The organism is Nitrospira sp. Ecomares 2.1 (assembly GCF_965152585.1).
On sequence record NZ_OZ224219.1, the window covers coordinates 3309452 to 3326322 of the forward strand.

Below are 16871 nucleotides of genomic sequence, written 5' to 3' on the forward strand. Positions count from 1 at the left end.
GACACATTTTTTGTGCCGTATGTGTTGATGCCAAATGACTTATTGTACTTTTTCCAACGACCGCCTCTGCCGTGCGCACGATTTTCTTGTTCCTATCTGACTTCTTTGACCATATCGATAGCGCCGCAGGGACATTCCTCCGCACACACCCCGCAGCCTTTACAATAGTCATAATTCACTTCATATCGTTGACCAGGTCCCAGTTTGATAATGGCGTTGTCCGGACACACGCCATAGCAGGTATCGCACTCAAAGCAATTCCCGCAAGAGAGACATCGCCGGGATTCGAGCAACGCCGTGTCCTTATCCAATCCACCCACCACCTCATCAAAGCCGGCCCGACGCCTGGCCAAATCCAGGTAGGGCTGCCGACTTTTGTCCGCATCGGTGTAATACCAGGTATTGAGTCGATCATACGTGGCAACGGCATTGGGCGGGGATTTCCGGTACTCCCCCCCACGGAGATAGGCATCAATATGCCGTGCCGCTTTTTTCCCATGACCGGTGGCCACCGTCACCGTGCGCTCTGCAGGAACCATATCCCCTCCGGCAAACACTCCCGCACGGCCGGTCATCATCGAGGCATCAACTTGGATCACGCCATCGGACGAAATATCCAATCCCGGCACTTTCTCTAAAAACCCGGTATCCACTTCCTGCCCCACCGCCAGAATAACCGTGTCAGCTTCCAAGGTCTCAATCCAGCCCGTGGATTGAGGGTGCCCCTGCTCATCCAGCGTCATTTCTTCTACGGTCAATGTCGTATCATTCACCTGTCTGATGGTGTTCAGCCATCGTGTCACCACACCCTCCTCCAACGCTTCTTCCACTTCAAAGTCATGGGCGGGCATATGCCTGCGATCACGCCGATAAATCAGGATGGTTTCCTCCGCACCTAGTCGTTTGGCCGTTCGCGCAGCATCAATGGCCGTATCACCTCCACCATAGACGACGACCCGTCGACCGATCTTGGGAATAGCCTCACCATCCATTCCCTTGAGAAATCCCAAGGCATCGATCATCCGGCCGGCATCCCGACCGGGAATATCAACCCGCTTACTCAGATGAGCGCCAATGGCCAGAAACACGGCATCGAATCCCCCTTCTTGAATGGTCGTCTCTAAATCCTCAACCTTGTGATTCAGATGGACTGAGACGCCCATGGCGACAATTCTGGCGATTTCAGCATCAACGATCGTGCGAGGGAGACGGTATTGTGGAATCCCGAATCGCATCATGCCTCCCGGTTTCGGACCGGCTTCAATCACCGTGACCGCATGACCCAGACGGACGAGATGATAGGCGGCAGATAGCCCACTGGGTCCCGCGCCGACGACCAGAACCCGCTTTCCGGTGGGCACTCCCGCCTCCACCTGCCACCCCTGCTCAATCGCGTAATCGCCTAAAAACCGCTCAACGGCATGAATGCTCACGGGCTCATCGAGTTGGCCCCGGTTGCATGCCGTTTCACACGGGTTATAACACACGCGACCATGAATCGCCGGGAAGGGATTATCTTCCATAATTTTCCGCCAGGCCTGTTCGTATTTCCCTTCCTCCGCCTCATACAACCAGCCTTGAATATTTTCACCAGCCGGGCAACCCTGATTGCAGGGCGGAAGGTGATCAACATAGATCGGCCTCATCGTCCGCCAGTTGCCGGTATGATTAGCCAGACTTGAAGCAGGGTCCAATGTAATGGCGAAGGGCTTCTGTTCCATCATCATGCCTCCGAAGGAATCAACTGATACCGATCAATATTCGCATCCGCCATCGCTTGAATCGCTTCGAGCGCACCTTCATCCCGTGGGTGAAAGAGATGTCTGAAGCGACCTTGAAGTTCGAGGTATTGTTCGACAGAAACTTTTTTCCGGATCGGCGTTCGATCAGTCACATCGCCCCCTTCCGCTTCAAACAAAGGAAACAGGCCGCTTTCCACTGCCAGGCGGGCAACCTTGATCGTATGCGCAGGATCCGATTTCCAACCAAGCGGGCAGGGAACATGGATATGAATATACCGTGCGCCCCTGATGCTCATGGCCTTCGTCACTTTGGCTTCCAGATCATGGAGATCGGCCACGGAGGCTGTGGCCACATAGGGAATACCGTGAGCCATTGCAATTCGTGGAAGATTTTTTCCAATGCCCATGGGATTGCCGGGGTCTGTTCCCACGGCCTGCGTGGTATTGGTCCAGGCTCGTGGCGGGGTAGACCCCGAACGCTGAACTCCCGTGTTCATGTAGGCCTCATTGTCGTAACAAACATACAACACGTCATCATTGCGTTCGAACATCCCGGACAAACACCCGAACCCGATATCAACCGTCGCGCCATCTCCGCCCTGCGCAATGACACGAATATCCGTTCTGCCCTTGGCCCGGAGGGCTGCCGCCACGCCGCTCGCCACCGCGGGGGCATTCCCGAACAACGAATGCAGCCAGGGAATCTGCCAGGCACTTTCCGGATAGGGACTGGAGAAGACTTCCAAACAGCCGGTGGCATTCACCGCGACCATCTGCTGATGTGTGGCACGCATCACCGCATCAAGCGCATAACGGGCACCCAGTGCTTCTCCGCACCCCTGACAGGCACGATGACCCGAATTGAGTGAATTGGTTCGATCCATCCCGGCTTGCACCGTGTGATCGGATTCATCCAATAACCGGTTACCAACCGTGAAGGTCCCTGTTTGATAAAATTTCACACGTTGATAGGACATAGCGGCCTCACCAAAAAAATTAAATGGGCGATGCGCCGGGAGCGCCGATTTCTCGGAGAATATTTTCCGCGGTGGATCCCGAACGCCGCTGCGCCTGTTGCCTGGTCAATTCCCCATTAATGGCGTCCCAATTCAGATCGAGGAAATGAGGTTCCTCCAAACCTTCCAGGCAGGCTTGCTTCACGATATCAATGACCGAGGCTTGAGGAATCGGCCGACCTCCAAGTCCGGCGATGACTGTATCCACGATGATCGGTAGCCCCTGAAGCGCCATCTTCACATCGCTGGACACAATGCCGCCCTTTCCTACCGCCAGGTCTTTTTCAATGACAATTATCCGCTTGGCATCCTTGACGACGTGACGGAGCGCATGGGAGGGAAAGGGACGAAAGGCACGGAGCGCAATTGAACCCACCGGCCATCCTTCTTTCCGCAAATCATCAACCGCATCTTTTATGGTTCCGTTCACCGATCCCAGTGCAAGCAGAATCGTTTCAGCCTCATCGGTGTGATAAGTCTTCAACAGCCCACCAGAGCGACGTTGGAAGATATCCTGAAAAGTCTGAGAGAGTCGTGGAATCACCTCTAACGCTCGAAGATGTTTGTCATGCGCGAGGTACCGAACCTCCGCAAAGGCTTCCGGCCCGACCATCGCGCCTATGGACACAGGGTCCTGCGGGTCTAACACTTGAACCGGTTCAAACGGGGGGAGGTAGGCATCCACCTGCTCTTGCGTAGGGAGATCCACCACCTCATACGCATGGGTGAGAATATAACCATCCATGCAGACCATCACCGGACAACTCAGTTCCTCCGCGAGGCGAAACGCTTGAATGTGAAGGTCGACAGCTTCTTGATTATCTTCCGCAAACAATTGAATCCAGCCGGCATCTCGCATGGCCATGCTGTCTGAATGATCGTTCCAGATATTAATAGGGGCACCAATAGCGCGATTGGCTATCGTCATGACAATGGGAAGTCCCAGACCCGCCGCGTTATAGACCGCTTCGGCCATAAACAAGAGTCCCTGACTGGTCGTCGCGGTATAGGTTCGCGCACCCATCGCCGAGGCGCCGATCAGCACGCTTAACGCGCCAAACTCTGATTCAACATTCAGAAATTGGCAATTGCCGATTTCTCCCGCTTTGACCTTGCGCGAAAGGGTTTCGACAATATGGGTTTGGGGAGAAATCGGATAACAAGCCATCACTTCCGGCCGACAGAGGGCGACAGCGTGGGCCACGGCTTGAGATCCTTCAATGTGTTGTTTCATGGTCTTTTGTTGATTCCCCGATTGAATTAGACCGTGGCCAGATTGGCTGCAACATAGGCATAGACCTCTTCCGCCACTGCCGCATTCAATTTTCCAATCGTTCCAGGAAACTTCCCTGTAATCGCCTGCTTCACGGAGGCTTGAGTGACTTCCCCCGTCAGGGCCGCATAGCCGGCCACCATCCCGATATTGGCAAACGGTCGTCCCAGATGCTTCAGAGCCAGATCGGATGCAGGGAGCGTATGCATCTGCACTCCGGGATGTTGGGTCACAAAGTCAGTGAGATGAAGCACATCCACATGTCGTGTGGAATTAATCAGAACGAAAGCTGTTGCAGCTAATCCGGCAAAGACGTCCACCTGATGCAGCAGAGTGGAGTCCTGGATGAGCAAGACATCCGGATGATAGACCGGCTCCCGACTGCGTATCGGTTGAGAATCGATCCGGCAGAATGCCGTGACCGGGGCACCGGTCCGTTCAGATCCAAAACTGGGAAAGGCCTGCGCCTCTTTCCCATCCCGGAATGCCGTTAATGCCAGCAGCTCGGCAGCCGTCACCACGCCTTGCCCTCCTCTGCCATGAATACGGATTTGGATCATTCGTCCCTCATCAATTCACCTGAATAGGTTTATGTCGTTCACTCACTCTTGATGTATTTGGCAAGAGATATGCCTTATTTGATGAGAGATGGAAATGTTAGATTCAACCAGCAAAACCTCAGTAATCTTGAGCAGACCCGGATCAATGAGCCGGATTTTTGTGGAAAAGAGGTACAGTCAAAATCGTGGATGATGTAGAAAAATGCCCCAGTCAAGTTCCTAAGTGAAATCGACTCGTGAAAGCAGCAAGACAGATGTCCACAAAAATCGGATCAACAAGTTATTGGACAAATAAGGAGGCCCCCGTTGTCATTTCTACCATCCTTCTCAAAAAATATTTGCAGGATTACTCTCGTGCTCTGGATAGTCAGCGCCGGCGTGCTAGGCTGGTTGTTTGTGAAAGGAGAGACCACCCCTTCCGCCGATGGCCGAACGGCCGTGCTTCTGGCTCCAGCAGAACGCGACTTTATTCTGACGGAAATGCGACAACTCTTACGAGCGGTGCATGGCATCGTGACGGGAGTGAGTGATACGGATCAGACCCAAGGACATGCTCAGGCTGCAGCGGCCGCCCGCTCGGCCGGAATGAAAATGGCCGTCGATGACAATCCAGGACTCATCCTCAAACTTCCGCTTCCCATGAAACAACTCGGCATGTCCGTGCATCGGGATTTTGATGAACTGGCGGATGCGATCAACGCCGGCACGACATCCCAGGACATTCTTCAACGCCTGTCGACTATCACGACCAGGTGCCTAGCCTGTCACGAGATGTATCAAATTAGGGAGGGATAAAAATGTAAAACCTTGGAATACTCCGGACAGGCATCATCTGCTGATAAGGTAAACCAACCATGCAGGGCACGCGTTCCTGGAGACATTGGCATCCTGAGAGGAACGAAAAATCTCGCCAAGCCCTGGCCTCCTCGACCTGGGCACCGATCTTTCGCCATGCCTGCCCTGCGCGGAGTCGAAGGGGGCTCAAGATGACAACATGGTTAGGCAAAAACCGAGTCATCAGGTGTTTATCCCATGTCCGAAAATTCGAATCAAAGTTATAACCGTATTCACGTTCCATAACATTTCAGAAGTCCCCTAGAGTCCCAACAGCCAAGATGACCAAAGAACCCAACACCACCACTGAGGCCCCTTCCCCATCGCCAAGCGATACGGCCTGGCATACTCTTCCTGTCTCGGACGTGGCTCAACGGCTGGGAGTCGATCCGCAAACAGGGCTGAATGCCCGGGAGGTCCGTCGCCGGACTCGTCGTTACGGACACAATACGATTCCCGAACACCGGCAGCGAAGTCTCTCTCGAATCTTCATCGATCAATTTACCGACTTCATGATCCTGGTGCTCCTTGGGGCCGCCATCGTCTCAGGCATGTTGGGGCAGCGAATGGATGCCTTGGCGATTATTATCATTGTGATGCTCAACGGCATCATCGGGTTTGTGCAGGAATATCGAGCGGACCGAGCCATGCAAGCCATCAAAAAACTCTCGACTCCCACGACACGTGTCCAACGTGAGGAGCAGATCGTGCCGCTCTCCACGCTCGACCTGGTACCAGGTGACATCGTGCTACTGGAAGCCGGAGATCTCATCCCTGCCGATCTTCGATTAGTCGAAGCGGTTCAACTCAAAGTGGATGAATCTACGCTCACAGGCGAGAGCGTCCCGGTTGACAAACAGACGGACCCCCTCAACGACCCGAAACTTTCGCTGGGTGATCGGCGGAATATGGCCTATAAAGGCACACTCATGACATATGGCCGTGGCACGGGAATCGTCATCGGCACCGGCCTTCAGACCGAGTTAGGACAGATTGCCTCTCTCCTGCATAAAGACGAAGACATTAAAACGCCCTTACAACAACGCCTGACGGTCTTTGGACGACGCCTCGCGTTGGCCGTCCTCGCCATCTGCGTGGTGTTATTTGCCGTTGGGGTCTGGCGGGGTGAGCCGCCGGTGCTCATGTTCCTGACCGCCGTCAGTTTGGCCGTGGCCGCCATTCCGGAAGCCCTCCCGGCCGTCGTCACAATTTCTCTGGCATTGGGCGCGCGAAAAATGGCCAAAAAACAGGCATTGATCCGGCGACTGCCCGCTGTGGAAACATTAGGGTCCGTCACCTATATCTGTTCGGATAAGACGGGCACCCTCACACAAAACTCCATGCGGGTAGAGCAACTGTCTGTGGCCGGGGACATACTGACCCCGCCCACCAGTAAACAACCCGGCATTGAAGCCGGTCTCCACAATCCCATCGATCTGTTTTTCCTGGCGTTGGCATTGAACAACGATGCCAAGGCTCAGACCGAAGGCCCGACATTGGGTGATCCCACGGAAATAGCCTTATATCTGGCAGCCAGCCAGGCCGGGTACGACAAAGACACATTGGAGGCCACGAACCCACGCATACAAGAACTCCCCTTCGACTCCGACCGCCAATGCATGACGACCCTGCATCGCACGCCAGAGGGAGTCCTCTCCTTCACCAAAGGATCGCCGGAAAAACTTCTGCCTCTGTGCGAATCCATGCTCACACAGACCGGCCCTGGCCCTGAATCCCTGGCAACAGACAGACTGTTGGAGCAGGCCGAACACATGGCCAATGAAGGGTTAAGGGTCTTGGCAGTGGCCTATCGCCACTGGGACCAAGCTCCTTCGGAAATAACTCCTTCGGTCGTCGAACGCCAGCTTACTTTTCTGGGATTTGCCGGCATGATGGATCCTCCACGGGAAGAAGCCGCGCAGGCGGTCGCCCTCTGTCGATCGGCGGGCATCAAACCCGTCATGATCACCGGCGATCATCCAGGCACCGCCAAGGCCATTGCCTCACGGGTCGGCATCATCAATAAGGAGACCACGGTGTTGACCGGCCAGGAGTTGGAACACCGTTCCCCCGAAGAGCTGGGGCAACTTGTTGAGCACACCCGCGTCTATGCCCGCATCACTCCCGCGCAAAAAATTGCCATCGTCAAAGCTTTGCAGACGAGGGGAGAGTTCGTCGCGATGACTGGCGACGGGGTGAATGACGCCCCCGCCTTGAACCAGGCCAACATCGGCATCGCGATGGGGCGAACCGGCACAGACGTGGCCCGGGAAGCCTCCGACATGATTCTGTTGGATGATAACTTTGCGACCATTGTCACCGCCGTCCGGGACGGACGCCGGATCTATGACAACATCCGCAAATTCGTGAAATATACGATGACAAGCAATTCCGGAGAAATTTGGACAATTTTCCTGGCGCCGTTATTCGGGCTGCCGATTCCCCTGCTTCCGATTCAGATCTTATGGATCAATCTCGTCACCGACGGCCTGCCCGGCCTCGCCCTCGCCATGGAACCCGAAGAACGAAACATCATGGAACGCCCGCCCCGCCCACCGAATGAAAGCATCTTTGCCGGCGGTCTCTGGCAACATATCTTGTGGGTAGGACTACTCATGGGTGGTGTGTCGCTGGCTACTGAAATGTGGGCCTACGAGGCCGATCAGGGAGAATGGCAAACCATGGTGTTTACCGTCCTCACACTCTCACAAATGGGCCATGTGTTGGCGATTCGTGCGGAACAGGAATCTTTTCTTCAGCGGGGACCGTTGACCAATCTCTGGTTATTTGGAGCCGTCCTCCTCACGTTTGCCCTTCAGATGGCCACGATATACATGCCCTTCCTCAACCCCATCTTCCATACCATACCCTTAACCCTGGACCAATTAGCCCTCTGCCTCCTCCTGTCAACTGTCGTATTTTTCGCCGTAGAACTCGAAAAATTGGTTAGACAAAGAAAATGGGGTTCCCGGCAATAACCATTCCTGCTATACCACTCTCGTAGACAAAATTCGGAGGGTGCGCTGCTTCCTCTTTCGAAAATACGCTACCCCCGCCAGCGTATCAACAGACTCAAAGCTTCTCAATAATTTTTTGGTCAGACATGATGCGGGGACGCGGGCATATCTCATGAGGATGGGTCACACTGAATGAAACCCGTCGCACTCACAATTCAACATTCCCGAAACGATATACCCAACGTTTCAGCGTTGTAACGGTAAATCAAAAACCGGTTAAACCACTTTAATTAAAAGATTATTTAAATGTTCCATCCCAATACAATCGATAATGCAATAGGCTCGAAACGCATCGCCGTCTTTCCCGCTCTGCAAGGTAACACTTGACTTTTTGCTAAATACCCATATTTTTTCCGATTCTTTCGTCCCTCCAGCCCCCGTAATGGCAATTTGATGAGTATCTCCATAAGACAAGCTGGACATGCTTTCATCGAAAACAAAGGTGATTCGCACCACCTGCCCTTTCGGAATTTTCAGGAAATTTTTGGGACTAAATAATTTTCCTCGTTCGTCTGAAAACCCTTTTTGGCTGACTTTGACCATAATTTCAACATCTACCTTGGATGAAAGTACGGATGATGCCAAGGCAGCCGGCAAATGCAGGCTGCCACCAAAGAATGTGAGTGCGGTAGCAAACACAAAAATTCTAAATGCCTTTCCCTTCATGTTTGGTCCCCCTTAATACGAGTGGTCAAATTCCTCTTTGACTATGTACTTTTGTTTCATTAATGATCTCGCGCCGAAGTAATTACCTGGCCATCAATTACTACACATACAGGCACAGACATGCCGATTAATCATCTATCCAATTACATTGGGTCCTATTTTCGCCAGCTCTTTTTGATGCTTGCGAACCTCTTCTTCATGGATATTTTTTGCCTGAGATGAATGGATACATTCCTGCCCGCAGGTTGGAGCCCCATTGTTGTGCAAAAATTCCGTGCAGGTGATGGCCTCCACACCCCCATGCGTCACTCCACGGAAGACATTCACTTCAAAATTGACATCGCATTTTTTTCGGGAGTGTGGACATTCCAAGTTTGTCGTGGTGTGAGGCGCGTTTTCATTCATTGGTCCATTCCTTTTCAATTAAAAAGTAAGGTGAAAGCCCGTGAGCACTTCACTGACGGTCCATCCATTGCTGTGTATTGTTTTGTATTTCCCCGAGGATTCACAGACCCAGGGAAACGACCCGTCACCTATCGGATATCTGCAGGAGAGGGTAACTCACATCCCTCATCGACGTGGAAGGAACTTTCCGGCCAAAGAAGCCCTACACCAGATAAGCCATCAAAGGTTATGTCCAATAGTTTTATCGGAATAGAAGGAAAAAACTAAAAGGGGTAAAAAGGGACAAATGCGAAGGCCTTTAACCACAGCCAACGACTAATGAGACAAGATCGAATTTCTATAGTACCAAGACAATCACCATGCCCACCTTGTCCCAAATGGGACATGTGTTGGCGATTCGTGCGGAGCGGGAATCATGTATTCAGCGGGGACCGTTAAGCAATATCTGGTTGGTAAGAAGCTGGCTGCTTACCTTTGCGGTTCAAATGGCCACGATATACGTGCCATTTCTCAATCCCATCTTCCTGACCTTGCCCTTAACCCTGAACCAATTAGGTCTCAGTCTCATCCTTTCAACAATCGTGGTTTTTGCCGTTGAGTTCGAAAAATGGATCAGACGTCGCGGCTGATTGGCCCAACAACCTGCAAACCCAAACCTTCAATTTTCCAATGAAGTGCCTGCCTAGGAAGAGGGGCATCCGGACAGACCGCAGCTGCACTCCGATGCCGGTGCAAACGAGGAGGAAGGACAGAATGCACGGGCCACGTTTCTGCAGGTATCACGAATGAAGATTACCTGGACACATCCGGTCTGGGATCCGGCACGAAGCCGTTGCGGTTCGGCATGTGAACAGCGGACAGTGTCTCGGCATCCAACACCGTCCCGGTCGAGATGATGTCGTTTTGATACAGCAACCAGGCCACGACTGCATATACCTCGTCATTCGTGAGGGATTGTGGCGTATTGAACGGCATCGCGCGACGGATATAGTCATAGAGCGTGGTAGCATAGGGCCAATAACTGCCGATCGTCTTGATAGGTTGTCGACTGGCAAGCGTGCCCTGTCCACCGACGAGACGATCCATCGGCCCTTCCCGGCCGGTCGCCCCATGACAGGATGCGCACTTCCCGGCAAACACGGTTTCGCCCTGGCTCACCGTTCCCTGGCCGGCGGGTAGGCCGGCACCGGTCGGGCGGACATCAATATCCCAGCCTTGCAATTCACGGTCGGAAGGCGCATGGCCGAATCCATAGCCCGTGATCAAGTGCGCTTCAGGTGCCGTAGCCAACCCCTTCTGCCATCCTATGCCAAGCGTGATCACAAGAACCGCCGCAACTAAATTAAACCTGAACATTGGTGACGTGCCCCTCCCGCGAGATCTTCCAGCTCTGAATCGCGTTGTTATGGTAGTCAGAGTTCATTCCCCGGACTGCGATCAACGCTGCCCGTGCGGGTTGCACGTAACCAGTTTCGTCGATACAGCGGCTTTGCAGAATTGTCTCTTCTCCATCCCAACGCCAGGAAAACCGAAATCTGGTGTGACATTTGGGAAGAACCGGTTCCTGTAGCTGCGCCTCTTCCCACGAACGTCCTCCGTCCGTACTGACCTCTGCCTTCATCACCGACCCGCGACCACTCCAGGCAAGACCCCTCACTTCATTAAAGCCGGGTCGGACCTTTTGGCCACCGGAAGGAGTGGTAATGACGGACTTGGCCTCCATGACCATCGTGAATTGCCGTGCGCGGCCGTCTGGCATCAAATCGGTATACCGGGATGTTTCCTCCCTTGTCATGAACGGTGCCGTTCCCAGCTTCAGTCGACGCAGCCACTTAATACAGGTGTTGCCTTCCCAACCGGGAATGACCAGTCGTAGCGGATACCCTTGCTCCGGCCTAAGCGCCTCACCGTTTTGCGCATAACAGAGAAGGCCCTCCTCCATGATGTCGGCCACCGGCAGACTACGCGTCATGACCGCCGCGTCACTACCTTCCGCCAACATCCAGGTCGCCTCCGGTTTTATGCCGACTTCTTTGAGGACTGTCGCCAGCCGCACACCCGTCCATTCACTTGTACTCGTAAGCCCATGGGTCTGTTGAGCCGTCTGTCCGGTCGGAGCCAGCCATTCAGGTCCGGAATTTCCCGAACATTCGATAAAGGCGAGTCGCGAGACGGAGGGAAACCCTTTCAGGTCATCCATGGATAGAATCAACGGCCGATCGACCAGACCATGAACAAGGAGCTTATGGTGCGACGGATCGATCACCGGCACCCCATTATGGTGGCGCTCAAAATGTAAGGAAGCGGGAGTGACCACGCCATCAAGATCCTGCAAAGGGGTAAGAGATCCCCACCAGGACCTCAGCACACGCTTACTCTTTTCAAACGGCGAGCGTTGACCGTAGAGAGTAGGCAGGGAACCGGGTACTCTGGTCGGGTCCTTCGGCACCGATGATTCTTCTGCCCGTAAAGGGCTCAAGATGGCTTGTGCCACCGTCAGTCCAACGACAGTGACCGCTTGGCACAGCAAGGCGCGACGACTGAGTGGCTGGCTGCCGGGAATATCGGCCAGCGGCTCCTCTCGTGTTTCTGAAATAGGATCCTCGGGTGCCGGGTGCATAGATGCCCCCCATAAACCGGAGTGTTGGACCACCTTGAGTTCGAAAATTCTGCGCCACATCGCAAGGGCAGATTTCAAACCATCCTACAATCTTCTTCTTGTGTGGACAAGCCAGCGCCGCGCGTCAGGAGTCGGCATTAGCAATTAGGCACCACGGTGCTGACCGACCAGGAGTTGGAGCACCGTTCCCCTGAAGAACCGGCGAAACTTGTTGAGCATCCCCGGGACTATGCTCGCATCACACCCCCGCAAAAAATTGCCATCGTCAAAGCTCTGAAAGCCAGAGGAGAGTTTATTTGTGAAATACACAACGATGAGTAATTCGGGAGAAATCTGGAGGATTTTCCTGGCACCGTTATTTGGCTTGCCAATTCCCCTGCGCCCGATTCAGGTTCTGTGGATCAACCTCATCACAGACGGCCTGCTTTCCTGATGAAAGCATCTTTGCCGGTGGCTTCTGGCAACACATCTCGTGGGTCAGGCTGCTCATGGGTTGTGTGTCGCTTGTCACCGACAATGTGGGCCTATCAGGCTAAATCGAAAAGTGGATCAGGCGTCGCGACTGGTTGGCCCGACCATACCAACAGGGACTAAACTTTCAACGATGTATGTTGATTTTCCTCGCCCTGGTAGAAAGGGACAAGGGTGAGGGAGGAAAGATTTATTGGAAAGCAAACCCTCAAGAGGCCGTTCGTCCCTTGTTTGTTCCTCATTTACTCTCTGGTAGAATCCCCAAGGAGGGAAGATATATGTCTGCTATTGCAGAACGTATTACTGTGAACGTTGACCAATGCGGTAGCCGTCCCTGCATCCACGGAATGCGGATTCGTGTGACGGATGTCCTTGACCTCTTGGGGAACGGGCTCACCCCTCAACAAGTCCTAGAAGAATTGCCTGAGGTAGGAGCCAAAGATGTTCAAGCCTGCCTTAAATTTGCCAGTACGCGTGTGAACTATCCCATGGCCTCCTCTTGATTCTGTAGATTGACGCTCAACTGTCTCCTCATTAGTACCGTGGCTCATTACTACCTTTTATCTTCCCACTCAATCCGTTTCCTCTCTGGGCCCTCGGAATGCCACTGACCTGGAGATCTTTCAATCCACTCGACAAGTAGGTGGCACCATCATGAGTAAAGATCAGGATTTTGTGGATTTGGTGATGGTGCATGGCGTACCACCGCAAATCATCTGGGTCACGCGTGAACACGTCCAACGCCTACTTTTGCACACTTCTCGAACGAACGTTCCCAAACATATTGACACTTCTGCAATCCGGTGAACCCCTGGTTGAGTTATCGGGAAGCCTCTAAGGATTGAGAGCCTGACACCAAAGAAGTTCCCCCTTTGGTAAAGGGGGACTAAGGGGGATTTCTTTAATAGCACTTCCTGAAAAGTGAGGATGCCCGGAAGTCACAAAGCTCCGAGAGCAAGCCATCTCATAAAAAAACGCGTCAAACTTGTTTCTATGCATTGGTCCCGATCGGTGCGTGCATACAAAAGGACTACATACCAGTCTGATAAATACTCTCGAGCCCTTTTTAAACTCCGGTTTCAAACGATCCGGATAAGAGCTTGGAGTGCCCGAGTCCCTCAAATGGCTAAATACATGCCTATGTTACCTTGCGGAGAGAAGGGTTAAACGTTTTCTCCTCACGTTGCTTCGCCGTTCTTACATCCACATTTCACGGTGTCGAAGAATAAAAAAGAAAAAATGGCTAACACATTGGCTCGTCGCCGTTATGTTAGAAGAAAATCGAGAATGGCCCAAAACCTAGGAATCGTTTTCCTTAAAGAACGGAAGACAATTTCAAACCCGTAAGGGATTATAGGATTTCAATCGTCGCTTCCGCCATTACTTCTGATGCATTGATTCCCAACATGCCCTTTAGGTTTGCTTTTATTCACATAAAAAGTTACATACCAGGAAGGCCCAACAAGACGTCCTATTTAAGGGATGCCCGCCCCATATAGAAGGCATTTTCAATTGCGTGATTTTGAAAACGTATTCCACTCTGCAAGTGCCCGTTCGTGCCAGGAAGTATTATTATCAACTTTCATCTGAAAGGATAATCATCATGAGCCAACTGACTGAAGTGGTGGCTGCGTCATGTATGGTAGGGATCGTTGCACTGAGTGCCCCAGCTTTTGCCCAAACAACCGTGACGTCATTCGCACCGTTTTCCGACCCACCTCCGGCGGGGGTTTGGTACGAAGCCGACGTCCGTCCTGGAGGAACAGCGAGCGTTGCCAATCTTTCCGGTGTAGGTGGAAACCTTGAAAATAACCAACCTCTTCCGATTGGGGCAGCCAAGATCACAACTGATCTTACCAATGCTGCAAAGGCCGAAGTCGCAGTGACAAACAATTATGGCATTGCTGCTACAATTATTCCGACGCTTGAGATCGGATACTCATGGCATAAAGCAAGTAATGCGGGGCAAAATCTCAACTCGGCACCTTCACTGAAATTAACCTTTTTCAATCCGGTATGCGACGAAACCCCTGGAGGGGACTGCTTTGCCACACTAGTGTATGAGCCGTACCAAAACGGATTTGGTAATTTCCCCCCTTTAGATACGTGGCTACGCTCGGATCTCAATCAGACTGTTGGCAGTTGGTGGACAACCGGCGGATTTGGAGTTGGGAATGGATTCGGCGGTTGTGGTGATCCAACCTGCCCGACTTTAGCTGCCTGGCTTTCTACCTTGACTCCGGATTTTTCCCAAGCTGATCTCGTTGCGGTCAGTGTGGGTGTTGGTAGTTTCAATCAGGGCCAAATAGGCTACTTTGATAAGGTGGTCATTGCAGGAACTAATGCTAACGCCTCCTATGATTTCGAACCAGCTCCTCAGTTTCAAACACTCGGTCAGTGTATCTCCACCTTGATTGCCGATAATTGTACTGGCCTAAATGGAAAAGCACGGGCTACCTGTAATCATGAACAACAAATGACATGTTTTGATTTATTTAACATCAAGTAATTATAAAACCTTTAATCTTCCTCTAACCCAACCGCGCTATCAGTGGCGGTTGGGTTAGGGTTGAAGTCGAAGATTGTCCAAATTTTACTTTTAAGGACCATTTGCTACGACAACGGGTCGAAATTCACGCTCCTGAATTCAAATGAGAATCTGAGAAGAATTTCCCCTTATTCTTCTGCATTCCATATGCTCTTTGGTGGTTGCCAGGTGAATTAGGACCGGATTTTTCCTGCCAATATGGATTGGCGGGGACCAGCGCTTGTTGATGGCATAAGGGGTCGGGAGCCTTTCTTTTACTAATCACCAGCTTTTTGTCCACATGATGGCCGCGGTGAAAATTTCCAAGTTCAATGCGAAAGGCTTAGGGTCAAGTCTTGCAATCACGTATCTTTTCGGGTAGATCGACGAAGCCCAAGGGCTCTCTACAGTGTGTTAAAGGCCGCAGCTGGGCTCTCGAGGAAAAGGAGTCAGACACTGAGATATTTAGTACCATCTTTTCAAGTTTCTGGTGCCTGAAGAACTTCCCGGTCTTGGCGTTGATGAGCGTGCTTCTTCCCTTCCGCCTGGTCACTGACGATATTCCAATAGGCGCCCTGGCTTTTGGTGCCTTTGAGCATGACGTGAAGGGTCATCATGGCTCCGCTCTTCCCTTGGAGCCCTTTCTATTTCGCTTCTGCCATCGCCTGCGCACTGTCAATAAAATCTCCATCTACCACATCCGTGAAACTCGACGACACTTCAAGCATTTGGTGAATCTTGCTGTCCTTCACGTCCACCCCATACCTTATGGCGCATAGCCCTATCGATTGTTGGTCAATCATCAAAATATGTCAAGGCACAAGAGATTTCTGCACGGATGGACCAAATGACGAGGAGGAAGAGATATCTTCCAGAGTCACACAGGTTTAATAAAAACCCGGAAGATAGATTCCCGGAAGGGATAACCAGAATGTAGGTGATGGATTGAGTCAACCTCTGAGGAAGAGGGACCGGATATTTTTTCTTTATTAGTTGTTGGAAGGAAATTTCAGAAAGGTTCCACCACGTCTTGATTACTGAATTCGATATAGACGAGGTCGGTGTCAGAAAAATATTTGACTTTCATTGCGGTCTCCAAAAGCATCGATCAAAAACCACGTTGCGAATAGCTGTACATCGACCAACAAGTTAAAAGAAAAGGGAATTAGATCCGAAGTTCATCAGTACTATTTACTTGAGTGCCTGGTGTCTGAAGAACTTCCCGGTTTTGGCGTTGATGAGGGTACTTCTGCCATCCGCCTGGTCACTGACGATATTCCAATAGGCGCCCTGGCTTTTGGTGCCTTGCTGCATGATGTGGAGGGTCATCATCGCTCGATTTTTCCCCTTGAGCCCTTTCTTTTTCCCTTCTGTGATCGCCTGCGCACTGTCAATAAAATCTCCATCCACCGCATCCGTGAAGCTCGACGGTACTTCAATCGCTTGATCAATCTTGCTATCCTTCACGTCCACCTTGTACCCCTTTTTTGCCTGAGGTGAATAAAAGAGATAGCTCCACTTCCTCGACGTGCCCTCCATATCTCCTGATACGGTAATGATTTGGACCAGAACCGCGTCCGCCTGCCATTTTCTGGCCGATTCCTGGGCTTGTGAGAATCCGGTTTTTGCCGTCGCTCCTCCAGCAAACACCAGTGATGCACAAAGCGAAAATACCACGGCGATCATGATCGAAAAGAGGTTGAGTCGTGTCGATCTCATAGGAATTTCCCCTTTAAAGGT

The 16871-nt window shown here is 52.1% G+C and carries 16 protein-coding genes and 2 pseudogenes; 8 read left to right on the forward strand and 10 right to left on the reverse strand.

Annotated features, from left to right (window positions below; all coding sequences use genetic code 11):
* Positions 1-92: 92 nt before the first annotated feature.
* From ACWHYD_RS14625 to ACWHYD_RS14640, 4 genes are read right to left on the reverse strand one after another with little or no spacing between them, the layout of a single operon-like run.
* The gene (locus tag ACWHYD_RS14625; protein WP_447965880.1) at positions 93-1724 is read right to left on the reverse strand and encodes an NAD(P)-binding protein; all 1632 of its coding nucleotides are present in this window, start codon (positions 1722-1724) and stop codon (positions 93-95) included.
* A complete protein-coding gene (locus ACWHYD_RS14630; RefSeq protein WP_447962768.1) occupies positions 1724-2719 on the reverse strand; it encodes a thiamine pyrophosphate-dependent enzyme in 996 nt (331 codons plus the stop codon). Before ACWHYD_RS14630 ends, ACWHYD_RS14625 begins: the two co-directional genes overlap by 1 nt.
* A gap of 19 nt (positions 2720-2738) precedes the next feature.
* On the reverse strand, positions 2739-3992 hold the full coding sequence (porA, locus tag ACWHYD_RS14635) for a pyruvate ferredoxin oxidoreductase (protein WP_447962769.1): 1254 nt from the start codon (positions 3990-3992) through the stop codon (positions 2739-2741).
* Between the two features lie 26 nt (positions 3993-4018).
* Positions 4019-4591 (reverse strand): 2-oxoacid:acceptor oxidoreductase family protein, encoded by a 573-nt coding sequence (locus ACWHYD_RS14640; RefSeq protein ID WP_447962770.1) that lies wholly within the window; start codon positions 4589-4591, stop codon positions 4019-4021.
* 354 nt (positions 4592-4945) lie between these two features.
* On the opposite strand from ACWHYD_RS14640, the gene ACWHYD_RS14645 reads away from it, so the two are divergent.
* Positions 4946-5386 (forward strand): hypothetical protein, encoded by a 441-nt coding sequence (locus ACWHYD_RS14645; RefSeq protein WP_447962771.1) that lies wholly within the window; start codon positions 4946-4948, stop codon positions 5384-5386.
* 320 nt (positions 5387-5706) lie between these two features.
* A complete protein-coding gene (locus ACWHYD_RS14650) occupies positions 5707-8403 on the forward strand; it encodes a cation-translocating P-type ATPase (RefSeq protein WP_447962772.1) in 2697 nt (898 codons plus the stop codon).
* A 255-nt stretch (positions 8404-8658) separates the two neighbouring features.
* Here ACWHYD_RS14650 and ACWHYD_RS14655 read toward each other — a convergent pair whose 3' ends face one another.
* A complete protein-coding gene (locus tag ACWHYD_RS14655; protein WP_447962773.1) occupies positions 8659-9108 on the reverse strand; it encodes a hypothetical protein in 450 nt (149 codons plus the stop codon).
* 135 nt (positions 9109-9243) lie between these two features.
* The gene (locus tag ACWHYD_RS14660) at positions 9244-9513 is read right to left on the reverse strand and encodes a hypothetical protein (RefSeq protein ID WP_447962774.1); all 270 of its coding nucleotides are present in this window, start codon (positions 9511-9513) and stop codon (positions 9244-9246) included.
* Positions 9514-9866: 353 nt separating this feature from the next.
* Between ACWHYD_RS14660 and ACWHYD_RS14665 the strand changes: the two genes are divergently transcribed.
* Positions 9867-10142: a cation transporting ATPase C-terminal domain-containing protein gene (locus ACWHYD_RS14665; protein WP_447965881.1), complete on the forward strand. Its 276-nt coding sequence runs from the start codon at positions 9867-9869 to the stop codon at positions 10140-10142.
* A gap of 163 nt (positions 10143-10305) precedes the next feature.
* On the opposite strand, the gene ACWHYD_RS14670 is transcribed toward ACWHYD_RS14665, so the two are convergent.
* Together ACWHYD_RS14670 and soxC are read right to left on the reverse strand one after the other, a co-directional pair.
* On the reverse strand, positions 10306-10869 hold the full coding sequence (locus ACWHYD_RS14670; protein ID WP_447962775.1) for a c-type cytochrome: 564 nt from the start codon (positions 10867-10869) through the stop codon (positions 10306-10308).
* Positions 10856-12133 carry a sulfite dehydrogenase gene (gene soxC / locus ACWHYD_RS14675; RefSeq protein WP_447962776.1) on the reverse strand — a complete coding sequence of 426 codons (1278 nt, stop codon included), beginning with the start codon at positions 12131-12133 and terminating at the stop codon, positions 10856-10858. Before soxC ends, ACWHYD_RS14670 begins: the two co-directional genes overlap by 14 nt.
* A gap of 156 nt (positions 12134-12289) precedes the next feature.
* Here soxC and ACWHYD_RS14680 point away from each other — a divergent pair, with 156 nt between their 5' ends.
* The 5 genes and pseudogenes from ACWHYD_RS14680 to ACWHYD_RS14700 all read left to right on the forward strand — a co-directional run bounded on the left by ACWHYD_RS14680 (position 12290) and on the right by ACWHYD_RS14700 (position 15113).
* Positions 12290-12454, forward strand: coding sequence for a hypothetical protein (locus tag ACWHYD_RS14680; protein ID WP_447962777.1), 165 nt, complete (start codon positions 12290-12292; stop codon positions 12452-12454).
* Positions 12429-12645 (forward strand): annotated as a pseudogene (locus ACWHYD_RS14685) (hypothetical protein); the annotation flags it as partial. The gene ACWHYD_RS14680 and the pseudogene ACWHYD_RS14685, both read left to right, overlap by 26 nt.
* Positions 12646-12882: 237 nt before the next feature.
* Entirely contained in the window at positions 12883-13107 is a 225-nt protein-coding gene (locus tag ACWHYD_RS14690) for a DUF433 domain-containing protein (RefSeq protein ID WP_447962778.1), read from the forward strand.
* 40 nt (positions 13108-13147) lie between these two features.
* A pseudogene (locus ACWHYD_RS14695) lies at positions 13148-13411 on the forward strand (DUF5615 family PIN-like protein); the annotation flags it as partial.
* A gap of 796 nt (positions 13412-14207) precedes the next feature.
* Positions 14208-15113 carry a hypothetical protein gene (locus ACWHYD_RS14700; RefSeq protein WP_447962779.1) on the forward strand — a complete coding sequence of 302 codons (906 nt, stop codon included), beginning with the start codon at positions 14208-14210 and terminating at the stop codon, positions 15111-15113.
* A gap of 497 nt (positions 15114-15610) precedes the next feature.
* Here ACWHYD_RS14700 and ACWHYD_RS14705 read toward each other — a convergent pair whose 3' ends face one another.
* Both ACWHYD_RS14705 and ACWHYD_RS14710 read right to left on the reverse strand, forming a co-directional pair.
* Positions 15611-15748 carry a hypothetical protein gene (locus ACWHYD_RS14705; protein WP_447962780.1) on the reverse strand — a complete coding sequence of 46 codons (138 nt, stop codon included), beginning with the start codon at positions 15746-15748 and terminating at the stop codon, positions 15611-15613.
* A gap of 574 nt (positions 15749-16322) precedes the next feature.
* Positions 16323-16850 (reverse strand): hypothetical protein, encoded by a 528-nt coding sequence (locus ACWHYD_RS14710; RefSeq protein ID WP_447962781.1) that lies wholly within the window; start codon positions 16848-16850, stop codon positions 16323-16325.
* Positions 16851-16871 lie beyond the last annotated feature (21 nt).

Bases quoted from the DNA above. Each gene is read 5' to 3' on its own strand.
- ACWHYD_RS14625 (WP_447965880.1), bottom strand. From the start codon at position 1,724: ATGATGGAACAGAAGCCCTTCGCCATTACATTGGACCCTGCTTCAAGT.
- ACWHYD_RS14630 (WP_447962768.1), bottom strand. From the start codon at position 2,719: ATGTCCTATCAACGTGTGAAATTTTATCAAACAGGGACCTTCACGGTT.
- porA (WP_447962769.1), bottom strand. From the start codon at position 3,992: ATGAAACAACACATTGAAGGATCTCAAGCCGTGGCCCACGCTGTCGCC.
- ACWHYD_RS14640 (WP_447962770.1), bottom strand. From the start codon at position 4,591: ATGATCCAAATCCGTATTCATGGCAGAGGAGGGCAAGGCGTGGTGACG.
- ACWHYD_RS14650 (WP_447962772.1), top strand. From the start codon at position 5,707: ATGACCAAAGAACCCAACACCACCACTGAGGCCCCTTCCCCATCGCCA.
- ACWHYD_RS14655 (WP_447962773.1), bottom strand. From the start codon at position 9,108: ATGAAGGGAAAGGCATTTAGAATTTTTGTGTTTGCTACCGCACTCACA.
- ACWHYD_RS14660 (WP_447962774.1), bottom strand. From the start codon at position 9,513: ATGAATGAAAACGCGCCTCACACCACGACAAACTTGGAATGTCCACAC.
- ACWHYD_RS14670 (WP_447962775.1), bottom strand. From the start codon at position 10,869: ATGTTCAGGTTTAATTTAGTTGCGGCGGTTCTTGTGATCACGCTTGGC.
- soxC (WP_447962776.1), bottom strand. From the start codon at position 12,133: ATGCACCCGGCACCCGAGGATCCTATTTCAGAAACACGAGAGGAGCCG.
- ACWHYD_RS14690 (WP_447962778.1), top strand. From the start codon at position 12,883: ATGTCTGCTATTGCAGAACGTATTACTGTGAACGTTGACCAATGCGGT.
- ACWHYD_RS14700 (WP_447962779.1), top strand. From the start codon at position 14,208: ATGAGCCAACTGACTGAAGTGGTGGCTGCGTCATGTATGGTAGGGATC.
- ACWHYD_RS14705 (WP_447962780.1), bottom strand. From the start codon at position 15,748: ATGATGACCCTTCACGTCATGCTCAAAGGCACCAAAAGCCAGGGCGCC.
- ACWHYD_RS14710 (WP_447962781.1), bottom strand. From the start codon at position 16,850: ATGAGATCGACACGACTCAACCTCTTTTCGATCATGATCGCCGTGGTA.